Below are 22,326 nucleotides of genomic sequence, written 5' to 3' on the forward strand. Positions count from 1 at the left end.
AATTTATTTCCCAATCGCCTGCAACACCTTTTCTACCAATTCTGCTTTTTTGTTGTTATCTATCCATCTACTAACGATTACTAGGTCATTTTCTGGGTCAACATAAATCATGTTTGTTCCTGCACCAAGATGGAAAAAAGCTGATTCTGGAGCAGCGGGTATTTCTTTTTTGTCGGTATTCAGAAAATAATTCATGAATCCATAATTGGTCTGAACGGGAGTAGGACTGAGCGATTTGTTGATCCATGCTTCGGAAATAATCTGTTGTCCATTCCATCTCCCTTTATTGAGTGTCAAATAGCCAAATCTTGCTTGATCGTAAGCCGAAATGAACATCCCACCACCCCAGTGTGAACCACCAGAAACAGCCTGCATGATTTGGCCATCAATGATTACAAAGGAATTTTCATAACCAGTCCATCTCCAAGTTGGACTTCCACCAATTTTATCCATTACATTTTCCTTAAAAACAACTGGAAGTGGTTTTCTCCATACATTCATAGCCGCTAAAGCCAGCACATTGACTCTTGTGTCATTGTATTTGTACACAGAACCGGGTTCATTTCTCTCTCTTTGTAACCAAGTGGAAGAATTTCCTTGTGGACGATCACCCCAATCAGGTTTTCCCCAGAGTGTTCCTTCCCAATCTGAAGTTTGTCTTAATAGATGTTCCCAAGTGATTTTCTTATTGTGGTCTGTTGCAAATAGCTCAATGACATCTTCTTGATTAAGATGATCTGATTTGTTCATCTGTATTCTATATGGATCATAGGGAATGATTGGAGCCATATAAGGATACACAAGATCCTTTTCGCTATTGATCAGGCCTTGATCAACAGCTAATCCAACCGTAGTTGATAAAATACTCTTCGCAACACTAAAGGTAAGGTCAACGCGATATGGATCTCCCCACTCAGCAATGACATAACCTTTATAAATGACTAATCCTGTTGCAGGCCCTCTGTCTTTCATCGGTCCTATTGGAAATCCAAAAGGCTCTCGACCAAAAGCACTAAGATAATGGGCCATTTTTAGATTTTTATCAGCATTACTTTCTGTTGCTATCGCAAAATCAATCACTTCTTGAAGTTTAGGCGCATTTACTTTCAATTCGGCAGCCTCTTTCTTTTCCCAGTTGCCCATAGCAGGAAAATATCGGGACTGAGCCATCAAGGCATTTGAACAAAAGATTAAAATTGCAATTAATTGTAGACTAGCTTTCATTGGGTGTTTTTTAATATCTGAATGAAAAATACAGGCTTTTGATTTGTTATCAAAGTATTTTTATTTGAACAGGTCTCAATCCTTTTCTAGATTTATTTACCATCAAGACCGACAAATTTGTTAATTTAGAGAAAACAATTTGAGTCCAAATTGGTCTATTTGTTAAGAAACAGCACAAAAAAATATATGAATGTAGTAGTTATAGGTGCAGGAATTTCGGGGCTGATTGCAGCTTATGAATTGGAACGTGCCGGTATTAAGCCAATTTTATTAGAAGCCTCTGATCGTGTAGGAGGGAGAGTTGCCACAGACGAAGTTGATGGTTTTTTATTGGATCGGGGGTTTCAGGTTCTATTAACAGCTTATCCTGAAGCACGTAGGTATTTGGATTTTGAAGTTTTGAAGCTTAAGAAATTCTACCCTGGCGCATTGATTTTAAAACCTGGCGGATCTTTTGCCATTTCTGATCCATTGAGAAATCCTTCTGAGGTTTTTGGAATGGTATTCTCACCTGTAGGCTCTTTATTTGATAAATTGAAAATTTATAAGCTTACAAAAGCTCTTCAAAAGAAACAGATTGATGACATTTTCAACTCTCCAAATATCAGTACAATTCAGTTTTTGAGAGATTATGGTTTTAGTGAGAAGATTATAACAAACTTCTTTAAACCCTTCTTTAAAGGGATTTTTCTTGAAAATGAATTGAAAACTTCTGCGAGAATGTTTCAATTCGTATTCAAAATGTTTGGAGAGGGATTTGCAGCAGTTCCGGAAAATGGAATGCAAGCCATTCCCGACTATTTGAAATCAAAATTAGAACATACGGAATTAAGATTGAATACTCCTGTAACCAAAGTCGAGGGTCATCAGGTGTTTTTGAAAAATAGAGAAATTTTGCAGGCAGATAAGATTATCATCACCGGCAAGCCAGATCATTTATTGCAGCAATTGAAAGGGCAAATCAACCCATATCACTCTGTTTTCAATTTGTATTTTTCTTTAGAAAAATCATTTTTAGCTAGGCCAATGATCGGGTTGGTTCCTGATGATAAATTTCTGATTAACAATATTGTATTTATGACTGATGTAAGTAAAACTTATTCCAAAAAAGGAAAAGCATTGCTTTCTGTTTCAGTAGTAAGGGATGTCGAAACTCCAGAAAATTTAGAGAAACTTGTAGCATTAGAGTTGGAAGCAATTTCAGGAATAAAAGCAGAATTCTTTAAACATGTCAAAACCTACGAAATTAAGGAAGCATTACCTGATGTAGAAGAAATGAAGGCAGATTTAGCTTTTACAAATACTAAAATTCATGATCATATTTTCTTAGCGGGAGATTATCTTTTGAATGGTTCTTTTAATGCAGCCATGACATCTGGAAGAAAAGCAGTAGAAGCTTTATTACTTACAATTCAAGAACCCCATTAATTTTGAAAAAGACTATAGCTATTGCTGGTGCTGGAGGTTATGTTGGACGCTGGTGCATCGATCAACTTAAAGATAAGTATAACATCGTTGCTCTAAGTCGAAGGGAAGCAGTAGATAATTCTGACCCGGCTGTAGAGTGGAGAATGGTAGAGTTATTTTCCATTACATCTACTATAGAAGCGTTGAAAGATGTGGACTATGCCATATATCTAATTCACTCTATGAGTGCATCCACTAGGATGAATCAAGGGAGTTTTGAGGATACAGATTTGCTATTGGCTGATAACTTTTCGCGTGCAGCTGAAGCCAATAATGTAAAGCAAATTATCTACATGGGAGGAATTCTCCCTAAGGAGGTCGAAGAGATAGAAATGTCTAAGCACCTCAGAAGTAGACTAGAAGTAGAAAATACCCTTGGTAATCGAGGTGTGCCAGTTACGGCTTTGAGAGCTGGTATTATTGTCGGTCCTGGAGGATCATCTTTTGAAATGATCTACAATTTAGTAAAAAAGCTGCCCATATTAGTTTGTCCAAAATGGACATTATCCAATACTCAAGCAATATCATTGCGAGACACCTTGACCATCATTGAAACTTGCGTGGGAAATGAAGAGGTGTATGGGAAATCCTATGAAATAGGCAATCCTGAAATGCTGACTTATAAGAAAATGATCGAGCAAACGGCAGAGATGATGGGCCTAAAGCGACTTGTATTTTCAGTTCCTGTCTTTTCTGTTGGGTTTTCAAAATTATGGGTCAGCTACTTTGGTAAAAGTCCAAAAACGCTGGTCTATCCTTTGGTAGAAAGTTTGAAGCATACATTGACTGTTGATAAAAAACTAGAATTTAACATTAAGAAAATCGATTATTTGAGTTACCGTGAAAGTGTAGCTATTGCTATTGACCCACAAGTAACTCTTCCTCCTTTGCCTAAATTTAAAAAGCTACAACTTGTAGAGAATACTGTTAGAAGTATTCAAAGATTACCAAATACGAGGCATCATAGTGCCTTATGGATTGCAAATAGATATAAAGTTTGGCTCCCGTTTTTTTTCAAATTTATAATTAAGGCAAAGGCAAATGAAAATGGAGATATAGGTTTCCATTTATTAAATTCGAAAAAACCTATGTTACAACTCACTTGGATTCCGGACAGAAGCGACATCAAGCGTCAGCTGTTTTATATCACAGGTGGTTGGTTGGTGAAGCGCTATGATTATGGATGGCTTGAGTTTAGAGAAGTCATGAATGGCAAGTATATGATCTCTGCAATTCATGAATTTGTTCCTCGATTGCCTTGGTACGTTTATGTGAATACGCAAGCGAGGGCACATCTATTTGTGATGAATAATTTCAAAAAGTATCTTGAGAAATTTAAAGAGTAACAGAAACCATCTATACCATTAAAGATTTCGTAAATTAGATGCATAAACCTGAATAGTATTTAAATAATATGAAAAATTTAACTTTTAGTAATGGCGATGTAATGCCAATTTTAGGACTTGGAACTTGGAAGTCAAAACCAGGGGAAGTTTACCAAGCAGTTTTGTGGGCAATTGAAGCGGGATACAGGCATATTGACTGCGCTGCTATTTACAATAATGAAACTGAAGTAGGTAAAGCGTTGAATAAAGCCTTTTCAGATGGATTGGTAAAGCGTGAAGATTTATTTATTACGTCGAAGTTGTGGAATGATTGTCATAGAAAAGAAGATGTCAAAAAAGGACTTTTAAAATCTTTGAAAGATCTTCAATTAGAATATTTAGATCTCTATTTGATTCATTGGCCTATAAGTTTCAAAAAAGGAGTTGGCTTTGCAGAAAGTAGAGAGCAATTCTATACCTATTCAGATGTGCCGATCGGTCAGACTTGGCAAGGAATGCAAGGTGTGAAATCTGAAGGTCTAGTAAAACATATTGGGATGTCAAACTTCAATATTGCAAAATTAAAAGAAGTTATCGCAGTAGGAGGGAATGGTCCTGAAATGAATCAGGTAGAAATGCATCCTTATTTGAGGCAGGAATGTCTTGTAGACTTTTGTCAATCTAATGGAATTTTGATGACAGCCTATTCACCATTAGGATCAGGAGATCGATCTTCATCAATCAAAAAAGATGATGAACCTAATTTATTTGAAGATGTGGTTATCAAAAAATTAGCAGAGAAATATAGTATCACTCCTGCTCAGGTTTTAATTTCATTTTCGATACATAGAGGAATAGCAGTTATTCCAAAATCAGTAAATCAAGAAAGGATCAAACAGAATCTAGCTGCTACCGAAGTTGAATTGAAAAAGGAGGATATGGATCAGTTACTAAAAATTGAAAAGCAATATCGTTTCATAGATGGTACATTCTTCACTGGATCCCATAGTCCTTATCAATTAAGTGATTTATGGGAGTTATAATTTTGGATTGATTTTGGCTTAATAAAAATAAGTTAAAAATCATCTGCATATCTGCTTTTACATCAGTATCCATGCAAATTATTGTAAATCAAATCAATAGATGCGATGATAAGGAATTTACTGATATCGGTTATCCTCAAGATTATTTGTGATAAAATCACATACTTGTGTTCTGTGGATAATTGTCAACAGTACTCGGATAACGGTCAACTGATGATCTAAATCTGATAATTACATTATTTTGGATAGCAACTGCCATGAAAGCGGATATGCATAAAAATTAAATAACCTTTTTTGTTATGATTAAAAAATTAAAAAAACTCACATTTTTTCAGATTATTATTGACAGTGTAAAAGACTTTGGAAGTAGCGACTCTATGAGTTTTGCTGCTAGCACGGCCTTTTATACGATCTTTAGTATGCCTGCTCTATTGATAATTATTTTGAATATCGGAACTACATTCTATCAAGAATCAGAAATCAAGGATGAAATTATCGTTCAGGTTGAAAATCTTGCGGGAAAAGAAAGCGCTGCTAAACTTACAGATATCATGGATAATTTTTCTATGGAATCGGAAGGCGTGATATCAAGTTTCATTGCATTTGGAATATTAGCTTTTAGTGCATCGACTGTCTTTGTCAGCTTACAGAACGCAATTAATCATATTTGGCACATCAAGGCAAAACCCGAAAAAGGTATCTTGAAGTTTGTCATCAATAGACTTTTAAGTTTCTCAATGGTCGCGTCAATTGGCTTTATACTTCTCGTTTCTTTGGTTTTGGATGCCTTGATTGTCGTGATATTCAATTACTTTGATCAATATTTAGAATCAATAGCAGTAATTGTGGCGTCAATAGGGCATTTGGTAATTGGACAGGGGATTTTAATTGCTGTATTCGCATTGATGTACAAAATTCTACCCGATGCCAAGGTTCGATGGAAAGATACTTGGACAGGTGCCTTTGTTACCATGCTTTTATTTGCCCTAGGAAAGTACCTTATTAGTATTTATATGGGTAATTCAAATCTTGGTTCTGCATATGGAACTGCAGGTTCATTGGTTGTACTTCTGATATGGGTCTATTATTCGGTAGTCATTTTCCTCTTTGGAGCTCAGATAACTTATTACATTGCTGAAAAAGTTGGTAAAGGAATTATTCCTTTGGCTCAAGCAGTACGGGTGGAATTGCGTGAAATTGAAACAGACGAGGAAGGAGGAGAAATTGAAAATGAAAAAAATAAAGATTGAAAAACCGAGATGAATGAATAACATTCGTCCAGTTTTTCAATCTTCGTATTTCAAGTTTTATTAGCTAAAGAAACTTTGTAAACCTTCAATTCTTTTATCTAATGAAGCTTCTACTGTTCTATAAGCTTCTCGGTTTGGTAATTTCTCATTTACAGAAAAGTAGTATTTGATCTTAGGTTCGGTCCCAGAAGGTCTTGCTGAAATTTTACTTCCATCTTCCAGATAAAATTGGATCACATTAGATTTGTCCATATCCAATTTTTCTTCCTTATCATTCACCAAATCAAAGACCTTACTTTCTTTAACGTCAATTATTTTAACTACTTTGATTCCATTGATTTCAGAAGGTTTGTCATTTCTGAAGCCAGCCATCAGCGCTTGGATTTGCTCAGCTCCATCTTTTCCCTTTTTGGTCACAGAGATAAGATGTTCCTTGTAGAACCCATATTGCATGTATATTTCTGCTAAGACATCCTGTACAGATTGACCTTTTGTCTTGTAATAAGCAACCAATTCAGCAAAAATTGCTGCAGCAGAATTCGCGTCTTTATCCCTCACAAAATCACCAACCATATAGCCGTAACTTTCTTCACCACCAGCGATGTACTGCTTTTTACCTTCAAGTTGTTTGATAATTGCTGCTATGTTTTTGAATCCAGTTAGCACATTATAACAAGTCACATTGAATCCAGCACAAATGGCATTGATCAACTCGGTAGTTACAATGGTATTGACCATAAACTGATCACCAGTAAGCATACCATGTTCTCTCCATTTGCTTAGTAAATAATATGTAATTAGAGAGCCACCTTGATTTCCATTGAGCAATTCAAAACCTCCCTTGCCATCGGGAACACAGGCCGCATAGCGATCTCCATCTGGATCACAAGCAAGAACCAATTCTGCATTCACTTTTTTACCCAATTCAATGGCCATAGTTAGTGCTTCTTTCTCTTCAGGGTTAGGATAAATTACCGTTGGAAAAGTACCATCTGGCTCTGCTTGCTCTTTTACAATATGAATATTTTCAAATCCATAAATCTTCAAAACGGCAGGAACTGTTTTTCCAGAAGCTCCATGAATCGGAGAAAAAACAATTGGCATATCCTTTTGAAGCATAATTTCATTAGGTGATAAACTCAATTTTTTGACTTCATTGAGATAAATCAAATCAAAATCAGCTTCGATATATTCGATCAAAGCATCGTTTTTATTCCAATTCATTTCATCAATAGAAGTGATTTTCTGAACTTCAGTAATGATATTCACATCATGAGGAGCAACTACCTGTCCTCCATCTTCCCAATAGGCCTTGTAGCCATTATATTCTTTGGGATTGTGTGAGGCTGTTACCATTACACCACTTTTACAACCAAAGTGCCTAATGGCAAAAGAAAGCATTGGTGTGGGACGCATTTCACGGTAATAAAATACCTTAATTCCGTTTGCAGTGAAGACATTTGCAGTAGTATCTGCAAAAAGTGTATTGTTGATTCGACAATCGTGGGTGATTGCTACGGAGATTTGTTCTCCAGGAAAACTTTTCAACAGATAATTGGCTAAACCTTGCGTGGCCATTCCAATCGTGTAAACATTCATTCGATTGGAGCCGACCCCCATAATTCCTCTCAATCCACCTGTGCCAAATTCAAGATCACGGTAGAAGGAATCGATTAGTTCTGTTTTGTCTTCTGAAGCAAGCAAATTCCTTATCTCGGATTTACTTTTTTCGTCTATGTTACTCTTCAACCAAGACTCTGCCTTGGAGGTAATTATTGGATCTACATTGGTCATTTTGTAAAAAGTTTGAATGAATTTTCAATTTATAAATTATGACTCTAATGTGAAAGAATTGAATGGAAATAGTTGTTGAAAGGAGGAAGGATGAATGGATAGATTAAAAAATAAATAAAAAAACTCCGAGAAAATTAATCCTCGGAGTTCATCATTCTTTATAAATTACCTCTCAGTTCTTGTTCTCTTTCAATAGCTTCAAACAAAGCTTTAAAATTACCTTTTCCGAAAGATTTAGCACCTTTCCTTTGAATGATTTCGAAGAAAAGTGTCGGTCTATCTTGGATTGGCTTGGTGAAAATTTGAAGCAAATATCCTTCATCATCTCTATCTACAAGGATATTGAGATCCTTCAAAGGCTGTAAGTCTTCGTCAATATTTCCCACTCTATCTAACAAATCATCATAGTAGGAGGAAGGTACTTCGAGAAATTCTACACCTCTTTTTCTCAATTCAGCGACAGTATGAACAATATCGTCTGTAGCTATTGCCATATGTTGTACCCCAGACCCGTTATAAAAGTCTAGATACTCCTCAATTTGAGACTTTTTCTTTCCTTCAGCAGGTTCGTTAATTGGGAATTTGATGTAGCCATTTCCATTAGAAACTACTTTGGACATCAATGCCGAGTATTCTGTTGAAATATCTTTGTCATCAAATGTGATTAACAATTTGAATCCCATTACATCTTCATAGAACTTTACCCACTTGTTCATTTCACCCCAACCTACATTTCCAACACAGTGATCAATATATTTTAATCCAATTGAAGTTGGTTTGTATTCACTTTTTCTTGGCTTGTAGCCAGGGAGGAATATACCTTTATAATTTTTTCTTTCAACAAATGTATGAATGGTATCACCATAAGTTTTGATAGAAGCTACTTTCACTTCGCCGTTTTCATCTGAAATAATTTTTGGCTCTTCATGTGATTCAGCACCTCTTGAAGTAGTTTCTTTCCAAGACATCTCTGCATCTTCTACCCAAAGTGCCAAAACCTTCACACCGTCGCCATGCTTTTTGATGTGATCTGCTATTGGATGATTTTCATGAAGGGGAGTAGTCAAAACCAATCTGATTTTGTCTTGCTTTAAGACATAAGAGGCTCTGTCTTTGATTCCTGTCTCAGGACCTGCATAAGCGATAAGCTCGTATCCGAATGCGTATTGATAATAAAGTGCTGATTGTTTGGCATTGCCAACATATAATTCTACGTAATCTGTCCCTAATAACGGGAGAAAATCTTGTTCCATTATGCTTTATAATTTGGGTTTATAACTTCGAAATTCAAAGATACAAAAATATACTAATTAGGAAGGGGGAAGTGGAAAGCGTTAGATATAAGATCTAAGAAAAGAGAAAATCATAATTTTCAAATTGAAATCTTAGATCAAATTACATCCTTTAAACAATCTATTTCTGCCCATTTTTATTAGTGAAAAGAAAAATGATCGCAAGGAAAAGAAAAGAAAGAGCCCAAGTTGATTGACCAACTGTACTCAAAACAAAGTACAAGGAAAAATACCAAAGCGGCAGACCAACAAGACCAATCACAAATTTAAATGTTGCTATAAAGGCTTCATCTTTGACTTTTGGAGCAAACCAAAGCCAGATCCAGTAAATTGGAAGATGGAACAGCTTCATCAATTTATTTCGCAAGTAAGGTTTTTTAAATTGTACATTTTTGGCAGGTCTGTTTTCTAAAAATCGCTTTACTTCTGTGGTTGATGTCAAATCTATATTGTGATCGATAAGCAATTGTAAATCATAGTCATATCTCTCTTCTGGAATATCAACGACCAAAGGTAAAAGAGCACTGTAAGTTGCAGAAATCATGCTTTCAAAGTTTGCAACATGGATTTTGGGATCTATAACTTCACCGAAGGTAATTCTTGCTTTTGATCCGGAATGATTGTGATTACTGTAGTTGATAGCTACAGGTAGGATTACCAAATCTAACTCGGGATTTTCTTCTAAAGCCTGAATTGCAATTCTAGAAAAACCTTTTTTCATGGGTCTCAAATTTCTCCTAGTACTGTGACTCCCTTCCCCAAAAATCAACATTGAGCCCCCATTTAAAAGTACCCGAACACTTTTATCAAAAGTCTCCTGATTTTTCTCCATATTCTTTACCCCATCCCGAACGCGATAGATGGGTATCATTTGGATATAGTTGAGCAGCTTCGCTACAAATGGATGTTTAAATGCAGATGCGCGGGTGAGATAATATGGTTTCAGTCCAGAAAGTGTAGCCAATAAAAGTGGATCAATCAATGCATTTTGGTGATTACTGACCATCAAAATTGATTTGTCTTTTGGTATATTTTCTTTGCCTACAATGATTATTTTCTTATAAAAAACCTTAAGGGCTAGTTTTACTATAAATCGAAGAAATTCGTTTACTATATACTTCATTTTTGAATGCTGAGAGGAAAGGACTAGATTTTTAAACAAATTTCTTCCAGAAGAAAGCTAAACTCATTCCAGAAATGATGTGCCAAATACCCCACCATGCTGCAATTATAGCCATTCCTCCCAAACCATCAAAATAGGTAAATATCAAAACCAAGCCTAAACCTGAATTTTGAATACCTGTTTCGATGGTCAAAGTCTTGGTATCAGCAAGATTAAGTCTAAATACCTTAGCCAATGAAAACCCAGAGAAGAGTGCCATAAAATTATGACCCAATACCCAAAGAAATATCAATCCAATGAATTGTGTAAAGAGTTTATAATTCCCAACAAATGCGATGGCTACGAATGCTGCAAAAATCAATATACTTAAAGGTTTTAGGATTTTGGTAGCCTTTTGACTCAAGGTTGGGAATTTGTTATTAATGATAATTCCAAGAATCAATGGAACTCCAAGAATCAAGGCAACAGTCTGAAAAACTTCAGAATAATCCAAGCTGATGGTTCGCATTAGGTTTGCAGAGGGTGTATAAAAACTCACCCAAAGTGCAAAGTTGAAAGGGGTTAGGAAAATTGAGAAAAGAGTTGAAAAACCGGTTAAACTTACGGATAGAGCTGCATTTCCTTTTGCTAAATGACTGATGAAATTTGAAATATTTCCTCCAGGACATGCCGCTACTAAGAACATTCCTAAAGCTACCGATGGGGGCGGAGAGATTATTAAAACAAATATCCATGTCAGAAATGGTAAAAAGATAAATTGACTGATAATACCTGCAAGAAAAGCTTTTGGGTTTTTGGCTACAGCAGTAAAGTCAGACATTCTTAAATCTAATGCTACCCCAAACATGATAATTGCCAATGAAATATTCAGCAGCAGGAGGGAATCCTGATTAAAATTTAATATGCTGCTATCAAGGGATTCAAACATGATTTTGGACAGCTTGGAGAGATAAGATAATGTTTAACACGAATTCGATCAAGGTTTAAAATCTAAATGCTATTCCAGTTAAAATGTTGATTCTACTTAGTTTTCCGTCTTCTGGTGAAAACTGCTGTTGACTTTCCAAATTATTGATCCAAGAAAATTGTGGTGATAAATGATAACGAAGTGTTATACCTGCCTCCATTCCAAAATTGAAATTACTTTTAGCAAATGAACTTCCTAAATCATCATTGAAAGATAAAACGTTGAAAAATCTACCTCCTTTAATTTTCATATCCAAAACCATATTGTCAAAAATCTGAATGGAATACATGGGACCAATCATAACTGTTCCATAAGTGGATTTTAAAATTTTACCATCAGATTTACCCACATAATTCCCACCTTGAAGTTTGAAAACAACTCCCCAATTTTTAGTAAAAGTATATCCTGCATCGATCATACTGATATTGAAGCCGATCTGACCTTGTTGAATTGTCGGGTCAGTAGGCGAGGTTAGAGCACCTTGATTTTGAAAGGTGTTTTCCAACTCCGAACCAGTATAAAATGATGGGCCTAAACTAATTCCTATGTATCCTTTTTTGAATTGAATGGCTTCTTGACTGTAGGATTGAAAACTAACAAGCAGAATAAATAAAAGAAGTAAACATTTCTTCATTATAGTTTTGGTTTTTGTGAAGGTGCTCAATGAAACTGAAATAAGAATACAACATTAGCTGCTTAATGGCAAAAATAAAAGAGTGAACCAAAAATGATCCACTCTTTATCAATCTGTGCGTATCTTTTATAGGTATTTATCTACCGTTTCTCTGATATTTCCGGAAGGCCTGTCTGCAGAAGGATCAATGATTTTACCTTCTTTGTCTAAAAGCAAAAATCTCGGGATGGCATTTACCATAAAGTGTTGTGCTAATTCTGATTTCCAAGCATTTGCAGCAAACCATTGTAAGCCGTCCATTTTTTTGTCATTTACCATTTTCACCCATGGTTCTTTGCTGTCATCAATTGAAACTGTTAAGAAAGAAACATCTTTATCATTATATTCTTCTTTCATTTTATCCCAATGTGGATGTTCTGCAATACATGGTCCACACCATGTCGCCCAAATATCAATGTAAACAAGCGTACCTCTGAGGTCACTCAGCTTTACTTCTTCTCCTTCAATATTAACAAATGAAAAATCAGGAACTTCTTTACCCGGCATGATTGGGTCCCATTTTTCTTTAATTTTTTCCATCTTAGCCTGTAGTTTTGGGCTTTGATTTTCAGCCATAAATTTGTCATAAGAGGTTTTTACATGTGCTGGACCTCTGTACTCCAAATTAGATTTAATAAAATCGAAAAGGAATTGATCCTTAACTGCCTGATTTGTCAATATTCTATCCATAGCCATAAACCTGGCCTTTTCATATCCATCAGAAGTTCCTCTTAGTGTAGTGTCTTCTTTCATGATTTCACTAACCACATCTCCTATTCTTCTATCAATAAGGGCTTTGTATGATCCTGAGTTGAGTAAATCTTCTCTGCTGAGATCTAAACCTGCAAGCCTCTCTTTTACTTCCTCTTTAGGAAAATCTACAGAATCTTGTGGGATTTTGTTTATGTAAGCATTATACATTGGATATTGACTATCCATAAGTATCGGTTGATATTCATTATAAGCTTCCTCTAACTTCACAAACTCTTTGTCAACCCCTTCTTGCAATTTTAATTCATCGAGTCTTGATTTGAGAATTTTAAAATATTCATCTTTTTTAGAAAAATAAGCATCTTTTTCCATTCCCATCAATTCCATCATATTGCCTATCCCACTTTCTCTATACAATTTGTCCCTCTCAAACTGATAGGTGTTCTCCGGCACTTTGTCTCCATGAAATGTCAAAGATTCGTTAAACTCATTGACATCAACTTCCACAAAAATACTGTCTCCTGGATTTAAGAATAAAGTGAATCCTTCTCGGCCAATGCGCACATTGTAGTTTTCTGCTGACTCAGATTCAAAATCAACTTGAAAGCTCCCGTCATCAGCCACAGATCCAACGGCAATCTCTTGTTCTAAATAAATATTGATCTCTTTGGCATCCGAATTATCAAGCTTTCCTGCAATGATAATTTTTGGATCAAAAGTTTCTTGCTTTCCACAGCTGATGATTAAAAAAGCCAAGAAAGTCCATAAAATTGAAGCATGTTTCATGTTAGAGGAGTTTAAATTATAAATATTAATGCTAAAATTTAGTTATCAATACTTAAAAATCATAATAAATCCTTTATTTTAACATACCGAAAATATAAATTCTATTGAAAAATAAGCTAAAATCAAAATAATATAAACTAGGCTAATTCCCTCAAATCAACAGGAACAACTCTAGAAACACCTGCCTCTATCATGGTAATCCCATAAATAATATCTGTGCTTGCCATTGTCCTTTTGTTGTGCGTTACGATGATGAATTGAGATTCTTTTGAGAAAGTCTGAATGATATTGTTGAATTTGTCAATATTGGCATCATCCAAAGGCGCATCCACTTCGTCAAAAATACAGAAAGGAGCAGGTTTCAATAGATAGATGGCAAAGAGGAGTGAAGTGGCAGTAAGCGTTTTCTCACCTCCAGAAAGTTGATTAATCGTTAATGGTCGCTTGCCTTTTGGCTTAGCCATAATTTCAATCGGGCTTTCCAAAGGATTATCTGGATCGACCAATTTCAAATCGCAATCATCTTCCTCGGTAAATAGTGATCTGAATACTTTAACAAAGTTTTCTTTAATCTTACCAAAGGCATCAAGGAAGGTATCTTTCGCAACTTGATCTATTTCATTGATGGTTTCTAACAAAGAGTTTTTAGCTTTTACCAAGTCTTCTTTTTGTACCGTAATGAAAGTATGTCTTTCCTTAATTTCATCATAGGCTTCCATGGCCATAGGATTGATTGGTCCGATTTTCTCCAGTCTTTCCTTACATTTTTGTACGGTTTGTCTGATTTCTGAATCGTCCAAGTCGACATATGCTTCATCAACCTCAGGATTTTCTTCCATCAAACTATCTAAATCAATTTCAAATTCTACACTCAAGCGCTCTTTCATACTGTTGAGTTTGAGTTTGACTTCATTGAGAGCGTTGAGCAATTCTTGTATGATACTGTCAATGCCCTCCTTACTTTTCTGCAATTCTCTGATTTGCTTATCTGCTGTATCTATTTCTCCACGAGCAGCATAATACTCTTTTTCAGCTTCGTTGACACCTTTCTCAATCGTTTCTTTCTCCGTGTACAATTCAATCAACTCATCATCTTTGATTTCATTATTATCCAACAAAGACTTTATTTCCTGATCTATTGAACTGTGTTCAAGTTGTGATTTTTCTATTCTCTCTTTACTTGCGTCAAAAGCACTTTTCTTGAAGTCAATTTCTTGCTCGAGGCTGCTGACACGATTCAAATGCTGATGGTAGAGTATATTTTCTTGATTGAAAGCAGCGGATTTTTGAGATAAACTTTCAGACTCACCTTGAAGCTGTTCGGTTAGAGTTTCTACTTCTATTTCTAGATATTCAAACTTTGCTCTTTCATTTTCCAACTGAGGAACAATATGTGAAAGACTTTCTTGAAGTTCTTCGATCCTCTCCAAAATATCCTCCCTCTTATTGGCATTGGAAGAAAGCATCTCGCTGAGTTGCTCTTTTTTTGTACGAACAGATACGTACTCCTGATTGATTTCACTAATCTCTTGTTGAAGTAGCTCAATCTTGCTTTTGTAACTTACTTCTTTGATTTTGAGTAAATCACTAATTTTTTTATCCAAGTTGGACCTAGTAGAACTGACTTTTTTATTCAGTTCTTTGATATCTTTTTCGAGTTTTTCAAGATTCTTTGCCCTACCGATTCTTTTGCCTTCAAATAGACCTACAGAACCACCAGAAATACTAAACTTTCGTTTGGTAAATTTCCCACTTTCTGTAATAAAAATAGCATTTGAATCTATAGGAAAATCATGGTATTCACCTTTGACGATATAGACGTCATCCAAAATAAAACTAATTAGTTTGGAATATTTTTCGTCAAATTCAATGATCTCGGTAGCTGCAATCGCATTTGAAAACAGCTTGTTTTGTGAGGCTTGGAACTTATCAAAATGTTCTAGAACAAAGAAATTGGCTTTTCCGCGAGCTGAATCACTCAACAAGTTAACAGCCATAATAGCTTGGTCTTGGGTGTCTACTACATAATAATTCATGTAGCCTTCCAAGTAATTTTCAATCGTTACGCGATATCTTTCATCAGTGGTGAGGATATCTGAAAGCAGGGGAGTATCCTTACCCCAATTTGAATTTTTCTTAAGGAACTTGATCGCCTCAGGGAAACCCTCAAGATTTTCTACCAAAGATTTGGTAAGATTAAATTCGTTTTGCTTTGCATCTAGTTTACGAGAGGTTTGGGTGACTTCCTCCCTTATCATCTCTATGACTTTAGTATGCTCTTCGATCTTTTGATTTTGATCTTCTTCCTTGGCTTTGATTTGAGATAATTCGGAAGTTTTTTGATCCAATTCTCCTTTGATCAAATGCAATTTATCTTCAAAATCTGCCAGATTAGCTTCTTGACTATTGTCATCAGTAGCTGTTTTTTCTAATTCCTGTTTGAGTGTAGAAAGCTGGATTTGTTTGATTTCCTGATCCTTGGAAAGTTGGTATACAGTATCTTTTTTGAGGGCAAACTCTTTGCTTATTTCTTTCTGTTTTTCCTGGATTTCAGTCTGGGATGACTTTTGATTATCGTATGCTTCTCGAAGTTGCTCGACGATGATTTCTTTTTCAGAAAGCATTTTATTAGCACTTTCTAATTCTTGCTCAAGTGATCTGATACTAAATCCAGCACGATCATTTGACTTCCGGTCAGTGTCGATTTGTTCTCTGAGTTTTTGAGCCCTGTCTTCCAAAAACCTCAATCTTTCATTCTTTATTTTCTTGTCAGATTCAAACTGACGAATTTTATTCACATGATCATTGAGCGTCTTTTGTCTAGAAGAAAGTAGCTTTTCCTTTTGAATCAGATCAGTCTTACTAAATTCAAGAAAGGCTTCTTTTTCGGCAACCTTTGCATTGATCATGACTTTATTGTCATTCTCAGTCTCGATTTTCTTACTCAACTGAACCAATGCTTCACTGTTTTTGGCTACAGATTTCTTGGCTAGATTGATACTAGCTTCCTTGTATTCTTGCTTGATTTCAAAATACTTTGCTGTTTGCTTGGCTTGTTTTTCTAAGCTCTTGAGATTTTTTTCAATTTCAAAAAGCACATCTTCTACACGATCCAGATCTCCATCTGTATCTTCAAGCTTGCGAAGCGTTTCTTTTTTTCTTGCTTTAAATTTCGAAATACCGGCAGCCTCTTCGAACAAATCTCTCCTAGAGTTATTCTTATCATTGAGCAATTCTTCGATCATCTTCAACTCAATAATAGCGTAACTATTGGAGTTGATTCCGGTATCCATAAATAAATTGGTGATATCCTTTAATCTACAAGCAATGCCATTAAGTAAATATTCACTTTCACCACTTCTATAATATCTTCTTGTGATGGTTACGTGGGTATATTCTGTAGGAAGTAAATTCCTTGTATTTTCAAAAGTCAGAGAAACCTCTGCCAAATTGGTAGGTTTTCTTGTTTTAGTCCCATTAAAAATCACATTCTCCATTTTATCAGAGCGGAGCATTCTAGACTTTTGTTCACCTAGTACCCATCTAATTGCATCTACCACGTTGGATTTACCACATCCATTAGGACCAACGACACCGGTGATTCCTTTGTCAAAATGAATGACCATTCTATCACCAAAACTTTTGAAGCCTTTTATCTCTAGCTTACTTAGTAGCATGCTTTATTCGGATTAATTCTTGAACAAGAAACAAAATTATAACTATATTAGAATCATCAAAAAGAAAAAACGTGGACGCAGGAAATATAATTTATATAGTAGCAGTGATTATTTACTTCATCTATACCGCAATTAAGAAGGGTAAGAAGAGTGAAGATATCAATCAACCTGATCGAGAGCAGGAGTCAGAGACAGGTCAAAGACCACCTTCTTTTGAAGATTTGCTCAAGGAAATCAGAGGTGGTCAGCAAGAGAGAGAAAGAGATTTAGAGCAATCAGGTCAGGGTACTGTTATTGAGTCAAGAAAACGTGTTGTAAAAACTCCAAAGCTTGAGCCTGAAAAATACCAAACTAGTTCTGATAAACTCGAAAAAAGAGATTTAGAAAATAGTAAATACAATCAATACACAGGTTCTGATTCCAGCCTTAAAACTCCAAAATTACAAACATTAGACGAGCAAGTTAGCTTAAGTTCCTCATTGACAGGACTTGGAGTAAGTGAAACAAGAGGAGGACAACGAAAAAAAGCTAAAAATAATAGATATCAGAGAATACTATCTGATCCAAGATCCGTTAAAGATGCGATTATTTTATCTGAAATTTTAAATAGAAAGCACTTTTAAATTTGTTTAATCTTTTATCTTAAACATTCCACAATAATTTTTTGTTAAAGTTTCAATCCAAAAGAAACTTTAACATCGTAATTGTGGGTATGGAACAAATTATTACTAACAAATCAGGAAATCTGTCGAAAGAAAGAAGGGAATTCCTCAAGAAAACAGGCTCACTTGCAGTGATGTCTATGTTTGGTGTAAGCTTTTTTACATCATGTGCGAGTGATGAAGATACAAATCCTTCAAATCCGGCACCAAATAATCCGCCGGCTGCATCAACAGGTATTACTGTGAATAATAATTCTGTAGTAATCGATCTAACTCAAGCAACTTCCTTAAATAATGCAGGGGGATGGGTCTTAGTTATATCTGCACAGATGCTAGTAGTAAACACAGGTAATGGTTTTAATGCTTTAACCTCTGTTTGTACACATTCTCAATGTGATAGGAATTGGTCATTGAATAATAATGAATTTGTATGTTCTTGCCATGGTTCAAGGTTTACAACCAGTGGTGCAGTTGTACAAGGTCCGGCGAATAGACCTTTAGCTTCTTTTGATACCAGTAGATCAGGTGATATTTTAACAATAAATAGGTCATAATGAAAAATTTAATCGTTTTTTTCTTATTCCTTTTCATTCTAACAATTTCAAGGAATGCTTTTGCACAAGTGTATAAGACAGAGGTAGGTAATGTGGAGTTCTTGTCAAAGGCTTCCTTGAATGAGTTTACTGGAGAATCAGCAAAATTGAATGGATTGATTGATCTTGAAAAAAACGTTTTGGATTTTTTCATTGATCTCAACACACTTAAAACAGGAATTGGTTTGAGAGATAGACACATGCGTGAAAATTATCTCGAAACAAAAAAATATCCATTTGCAGAATTTGTTGGAAAGATTAAAGAAGTAGTTTCTTTAAAGCCAGGAGAGAGTCAAAATGTAACAGCAGTTGGAAAATTCAAAATTCATGGTGTCGAAAGAGAAATAAGTGTTCCAGGTAAATTAACAGCTCTATCTGTCAATGAAGTTAAGTTAGATGCACAATTCAAAGTATTACTTTCAGATTACAATATTGATATTCCTAAGGTAGTATTCTATGAATTAGCAGAAGAACAAACTGTCACCCTTTCAGTAAACCTTAAAAAATAATCCATGAAATTTAGATTTATTGCCCTTGTACTACTCCTTGCGCAACCTGCCTTTGCTCAATTGGAAAGAAAATTAGCTTCAGAAACTCAAGAAGTAGAACTAATTTTTCATGCACCTAGACACATCAATTTGTTGACTGTGGAACCCCTAGATAAAAAAACGCTGCATTTTGCTATCATGCACACTTTTGGTCCATTGAATGGCGGAATTCAAAATTTATATGGTCTAGACAATGGTGCAAACATACAGTTCAGCTTTGAGTATGCTTTGAGTGACAAATTCTCTCTCGCAGCTTCTCGCTCTAGTAGAGATAAATTTTACAATCTTTATGGTCGTTATCATTTATTGACGCAAACACAAGATAATAAAATACCATTTTCACTTTCATTGATGGGGGGAGCTGGTGTGAATACTTCTGATTATACTTTTTTACAAGAAGCTAATCCTAATTTCACTGATAGAACAAGTTATGCTGCTCAAATAATGATTGCTAGAAAATTCTCAGATAAAATAAGTTTACAAGTTTCACCAATGATGGCTTATTTTAATGATCCAAATCCTATCTACTTGATAGATGGTGATCAAAATTTATACTTAGCATTGGGTTTGAGTGGTAAGTACAAAATAACAGGAAAGTCATCCTTGACTTTTCAGTATATCCCAAACCTTAATAGTGATTTGAGAAGTAATGTGGGTGTAGGTATAGATATAGAAGCAGGTGGTCATGTGTTTCAAATGTACTTTGTAACCTCGCAAGCACTAAATGAACAATATTTATTAGCATCCAATAACGGAAGAATTGGTGAAGAATTTAGAATTGGTTTTAATGTGAACCGTGTCTTTGCGACTGGAAGAAGAAAAAAATAGATTTTAATTAGTGGGTTTATGTGTAGTTAAAAATGATGTGTTTATCACATCATTTTGTTTGACATATAGTGTCATTTTTATATATGTTCTTTTGGAAAGCTGTATATTTTGGACTTAAATAGAAATTATGGCAGAGGCATCACAAGTAGAGCAACAAAAAATTCTCAGGATATTTAAGTTAATAAACTTACTAAGAAGTAATATTGGTAAGCCAGTTCATAAGTTAGCTGAAACTTTGGGAACTGATACGAGGACTATTTACCGTTACTTCAAACTTTTGGAGGCTCTAGGCTTTGATGTAGTCAAGGAACACTCCAAATTCAAAATCGTCGATAGAATAGAAAATCCTGATGAATATAATTTCGGCACATTCTCGGAGGAAGAAATCAGTTTCGTTGCAAATTTGATTAAAAAGCAGCCTAAGAAAAACCTTTTGAAAGACTCGATTCTTCAGAAAATCACCATTCGATCAGATTTTCAGCAGAGTATTAATCAACTTTTTAATGCCAATTTAGGCCGTTTTGTGGACCTTTTGGTAGATGCCATTAAAAACAAACAGCAGGTGATATTGAAAGATTACTATTCACCAAGTAGTGATTCCATTATGGATAGACTTGTAGAACCCGTTTCTTTTAGCAAAAATTTCGACTCTATTCATGCTTATGAAATTGAAAGTCAGATGATGAAAGTTTTTAAAATAGAGAGAATTGGTGATGTTCAGCTGACAACAAGCAATTTTGGATTTACAGAAAAACATGAACATTTAGAGCAGGGTTTATTTGGCTTTTCTGGCAAGAATAATTTCCATATTCATTTGAGTTTAAGCAAAAGGGCTTATCAATTGATGATGGAGGAATATCCTGACGCTAAACCTTACATTCAGACTAAAAACAGAAATCAATATTTCTTCGAAGGTGATATTCCACAACTTCCTGGAATCGCACGATTTATCCTTGGTTTACCTGGGGAAATTCAAGTGATAGAAGGAGGTGAGCTGAAGGAATATTTGCAAAGTCAAATTAAGAAGACTAGGTTTTAGTAATCAGAGACTTTACTGATTTAGATTTTAAGATTTATTATGTTTTTATTTTTAGTGGTATGAAGTACTTTTCCAATATGAAAAATCAATACTTACTTTTCTTGCTACTGTTATTTGTTTTTGCCTGTAAATCCAAAAACGAAAAAGGCATTGAGGATGCAGAACTGCAATTAGCAATTATTGATTCCATACGAGTTGATTATTTAGGTAACCTCTTCTTGTTTGATTATAATTCAGATGTTGGATTGTATTTGGGAAGATGGAATTCCAATGATGATTATGTGCTTTTTGATGATTTAGGGACAATCCATAATAAATTTAAAATGCCAACAGAGGGTCCAAATGCGATTAACTGGGCAATGGGAATTGGTTTTTTAGATGGTAAATTCACTATCATGGAACAACAAAAAGGATTGATACAATTCTCAAATGATGGTGAAATTGAAAACCGAATTTCAATTCCTGAAAATTATTACTTTTTTAACGGGCTCAATTTTCCAGCCTACAAAATTGGGAATTCTTATGCTTATAGTCGACCTGAAAGAGAGGAAATCGATTGGGACGATCTTATTGACTTATTGGAACACAACTATAAAAGTCCACTTATAGAAGTGTTTGATCCGGTTTCGGTGGAAGTTAGAAATACGATGAATTTCCCAAAAAACACGGTTTATGATAAGGGGCTTTACTTTAATCTAATTCCTCCGACAATAATCAAGTCAAAAGATGAATGGATAGTATTCTTTCTAGCCGAGATGAAATACTTTGTCTATCAAGAAAGAGAAGGGGAGATTGAATTTGTCAAAGAGGTAAACCTAAATATTGAAGATGCCATTCCAATGCCCGGAGTTCCAATGAAAGATTATCATGAATGGTACGAACAAAAAGGGAATATCATTTTTGGTAAAGTAGAAAAACTCTATAGAAGAAAAAATGATGTAATTGTCATTTACACTAAAGGTGTAGAAGAAGAAATTTCAAGAAACTATGATCCTGAAAACAGAACTGAATGGATGGATTTTATATATAATATTCCTCGATACGCAGCTGTATTTGACAATGACCATCAGCTTGTTCAAAAGGATATCCTTTTACCAAAAGGATTGATTTGGTCTTCTGTAGTTAATAATAAAGGTGAAATCCTAGCCTTGAAAAATCAAGATTATTTCGAAGTTGAAGAGGATTTTGTGACTTTTTATAAACTCAATCTTGCCTCAAGTAATTGAAGATAAGTTAAGTAATATCTTCTTCACATAAAAAATGATATTTTTTATCTTTTTGTGTACTAATCCCAAATCGAAGATCACTAATAACTATAAACCTC

Annotated in this window: 18 protein-coding genes; 10 read left to right on the forward strand and 8 right to left on the reverse strand. The window is 35.0% G+C overall.

The window, feature by feature from the left end; all coding sequences use genetic code 11:
* Positions 1–3 precede the first annotated feature (3 nt).
* Positions 4–1,224, reverse strand: a complete 1,221-nt coding sequence (locus IEV57_RS14210) for a serine hydrolase domain-containing protein (protein ID WP_188443711.1) — start codon at positions 1,222–1,224, stop codon at positions 4–6.
* 186 nt (positions 1,225–1,410) lie between these two features.
* On the opposite strand from IEV57_RS14210, the gene IEV57_RS14215 reads away from it, so the two are divergent.
* From IEV57_RS14215 to IEV57_RS14230, 4 genes are all read left to right on the forward strand, one after another.
* The gene (locus IEV57_RS14215) at positions 1,411–2,652 is read left to right on the forward strand and encodes a protoporphyrinogen/coproporphyrinogen oxidase (RefSeq protein ID WP_188443712.1); all 1,242 of its coding nucleotides are present in this window, start codon (positions 1,411–1,413) and stop codon (positions 2,650–2,652) included.
* 2 nt (positions 2,653–2,654) lie between these two features.
* Positions 2,655–4,037, forward strand: coding sequence for an NAD(P)H-binding protein (locus IEV57_RS14220; protein ID WP_188443713.1), 1,383 nt, complete (start codon positions 2,655–2,657; stop codon positions 4,035–4,037).
* 68 nt (positions 4,038–4,105) lie between these two features.
* The gene (locus IEV57_RS14225; RefSeq protein ID WP_188443714.1) at positions 4,106–5,059 is read left to right on the forward strand and encodes an aldo/keto reductase; all 954 of its coding nucleotides are present in this window, start codon (positions 4,106–4,108) and stop codon (positions 5,057–5,059) included.
* Between the two features lie 299 nt (positions 5,060–5,358).
* Positions 5,359–6,309, forward strand: a complete 951-nt coding sequence (locus IEV57_RS14230) for a YihY/virulence factor BrkB family protein (RefSeq protein ID WP_188443715.1) — start codon at positions 5,359–5,361, stop codon at positions 6,307–6,309.
* A gap of 60 nt (positions 6,310–6,369) precedes the next feature.
* Here the strand turns inward: IEV57_RS14230 and IEV57_RS14235 are convergent, their stop codons facing one another.
* The 7 genes from IEV57_RS14235 to smc all read right to left on the reverse strand — a co-directional run bounded on the left by IEV57_RS14235 (position 6,370) and on the right by smc (position 17,332).
* Positions 6,370–8,103 (reverse strand): phospho-sugar mutase, encoded by a 1,734-nt coding sequence (locus IEV57_RS14235; protein ID WP_188443716.1) that lies wholly within the window; start codon positions 8,101–8,103, stop codon positions 6,370–6,372.
* Positions 8,104–8,261: 158 nt separating this feature from the next.
* A complete protein-coding gene (hppD, locus tag IEV57_RS14240) occupies positions 8,262–9,356 on the reverse strand; it encodes a 4-hydroxyphenylpyruvate dioxygenase (protein WP_188443717.1) in 1,095 nt (364 codons plus the stop codon).
* Positions 9,357–9,516: 160 nt separating this feature from the next.
* The gene (locus tag IEV57_RS14245; RefSeq protein ID WP_188443718.1) at positions 9,517–10,518 is read right to left on the reverse strand and encodes a lysophospholipid acyltransferase family protein; all 1,002 of its coding nucleotides are present in this window, start codon (positions 10,516–10,518) and stop codon (positions 9,517–9,519) included.
* Between the two features lie 31 nt (positions 10,519–10,549).
* Positions 10,550–11,446, reverse strand: a complete 897-nt coding sequence (locus IEV57_RS14250; protein WP_188443719.1) for a bile acid:sodium symporter family protein — start codon at positions 11,444–11,446, stop codon at positions 10,550–10,552.
* A gap of 55 nt (positions 11,447–11,501) precedes the next feature.
* Positions 11,502–12,119 carry an outer membrane beta-barrel protein gene (locus IEV57_RS14255; RefSeq protein ID WP_188443720.1) on the reverse strand — a complete coding sequence of 206 codons (618 nt, stop codon included), beginning with the start codon at positions 12,117–12,119 and terminating at the stop codon, positions 11,502–11,504.
* Between the two features lie 126 nt (positions 12,120–12,245).
* The gene (locus IEV57_RS14260; protein ID WP_188443721.1) at positions 12,246–13,655 is read right to left on the reverse strand and encodes a TlpA family protein disulfide reductase; all 1,410 of its coding nucleotides are present in this window, start codon (positions 13,653–13,655) and stop codon (positions 12,246–12,248) included.
* A 137-nt stretch (positions 13,656–13,792) separates the two neighbouring features.
* Positions 13,793–17,332 carry a chromosome segregation protein SMC gene (smc, locus tag IEV57_RS14265; protein WP_188443722.1) on the reverse strand — a complete coding sequence of 1,180 codons (3,540 nt, stop codon included), beginning with the start codon at positions 17,330–17,332 and terminating at the stop codon, positions 13,793–13,795.
* A 71-nt stretch (positions 17,333–17,403) separates the two neighbouring features.
* Between smc and IEV57_RS14270 the strand changes: the two genes are divergently transcribed.
* From IEV57_RS14270 to IEV57_RS14295, 6 genes are all read left to right on the forward strand, one after another.
* Positions 17,404–17,955 carry a hypothetical protein gene (locus tag IEV57_RS14270; RefSeq protein ID WP_188443723.1) on the forward strand — a complete coding sequence of 184 codons (552 nt, stop codon included), beginning with the start codon at positions 17,404–17,406 and terminating at the stop codon, positions 17,953–17,955.
* Positions 17,956–18,044: 89 nt separating this feature from the next.
* The gene (locus IEV57_RS14275; protein ID WP_188443724.1) at positions 18,045–18,548 is read left to right on the forward strand and encodes a QcrA and Rieske domain-containing protein; all 504 of its coding nucleotides are present in this window, start codon (positions 18,045–18,047) and stop codon (positions 18,546–18,548) included.
* The gene (locus tag IEV57_RS14280; protein WP_188443725.1) at positions 18,548–19,096 is read left to right on the forward strand and encodes a YceI family protein; all 549 of its coding nucleotides are present in this window, start codon (positions 18,548–18,550) and stop codon (positions 19,094–19,096) included. Before IEV57_RS14275 ends, IEV57_RS14280 begins: the two co-directional genes overlap by 1 nt.
* Positions 19,097–19,099: 3 nt before the next feature.
* Entirely contained in the window at positions 19,100–19,963 is an 864-nt protein-coding gene (locus IEV57_RS14285; protein ID WP_188443726.1) for a DUF5777 family beta-barrel protein, read from the forward strand.
* A gap of 127 nt (positions 19,964–20,090) precedes the next feature.
* Entirely contained in the window at positions 20,091–21,002 is a 912-nt protein-coding gene (locus IEV57_RS14290; protein WP_188443727.1) for a helix-turn-helix transcriptional regulator, read from the forward strand.
* Between the two features lie 77 nt (positions 21,003–21,079).
* A complete protein-coding gene (locus tag IEV57_RS14295; RefSeq protein ID WP_188443728.1) occupies positions 21,080–22,228 on the forward strand; it encodes a hypothetical protein in 1,149 nt (382 codons plus the stop codon).
* Positions 22,229–22,326: the final 98 nt, after the last annotated feature.

Source organism: Belliella aquatica, assembly GCF_014637795.1.
Classification (GTDB): Bacteria; Bacteroidota; Bacteroidia; order Cytophagales; family Cyclobacteriaceae; genus Belliella; species Belliella aquatica.

Coding starts and splice junctions, on each gene's coding strand:
- IEV57_RS14275 (WP_188443724.1), top strand. CDS start 18,045: ATGGAACAAATTATTACTAACAAATCAGGAAATCTGTCGAAAGAAAGA.
- IEV57_RS14235 (WP_188443716.1), bottom strand. CDS start 8,103: ATGACCAATGTAGATCCAATAATTACCTCCAAGGCAGAGTCTTGGTTG.
- IEV57_RS14225 (WP_188443714.1), top strand. CDS start 4,106: ATGAAAAATTTAACTTTTAGTAATGGCGATGTAATGCCAATTTTAGGA.
- IEV57_RS14260 (WP_188443721.1), bottom strand. CDS start 13,655: ATGAAACATGCTTCAATTTTATGGACTTTCTTGGCTTTTTTAATCATC.
- IEV57_RS14245 (WP_188443718.1), bottom strand. CDS start 10,518: ATGAAGTATATAGTAAACGAATTTCTTCGATTTATAGTAAAACTAGCC.
- IEV57_RS14295 (WP_188443728.1), top strand. CDS start 21,080: ATGAAAAATCAATACTTACTTTTCTTGCTACTGTTATTTGTTTTTGCC.
- IEV57_RS14285 (WP_188443726.1), top strand. CDS start 19,100: ATGAAATTTAGATTTATTGCCCTTGTACTACTCCTTGCGCAACCTGCC.
- IEV57_RS14215 (WP_188443712.1), top strand. CDS start 1,411: ATGAATGTAGTAGTTATAGGTGCAGGAATTTCGGGGCTGATTGCAGCT.
- hppD (WP_188443717.1), bottom strand. CDS start 9,356: ATGGAACAAGATTTTCTCCCGTTATTAGGGACAGATTACGTAGAATTA.
- IEV57_RS14290 (WP_188443727.1), top strand. CDS start 20,091: ATGGCAGAGGCATCACAAGTAGAGCAACAAAAAATTCTCAGGATATTT.
- IEV57_RS14280 (WP_188443725.1), top strand. CDS start 18,548: ATGAAAAATTTAATCGTTTTTTTCTTATTCCTTTTCATTCTAACAATT.
- IEV57_RS14250 (WP_188443719.1), bottom strand. CDS start 11,446: ATGTTTGAATCCCTTGATAGCAGCATATTAAATTTTAATCAGGATTCC.
- IEV57_RS14210 (WP_188443711.1), bottom strand. CDS start 1,224: ATGAAAGCTAGTCTACAATTAATTGCAATTTTAATCTTTTGTTCAAAT.
- smc (WP_188443722.1), bottom strand. CDS start 17,332: ATGCTACTAAGTAAGCTAGAGATAAAAGGCTTCAAAAGTTTTGGTGAT.
- IEV57_RS14230 (WP_188443715.1), top strand. CDS start 5,359: ATGATTAAAAAATTAAAAAAACTCACATTTTTTCAGATTATTATTGAC.
- IEV57_RS14255 (WP_188443720.1), bottom strand. CDS start 12,119: ATGAAGAAATGTTTACTTCTTTTATTTATTCTGCTTGTTAGTTTTCAA.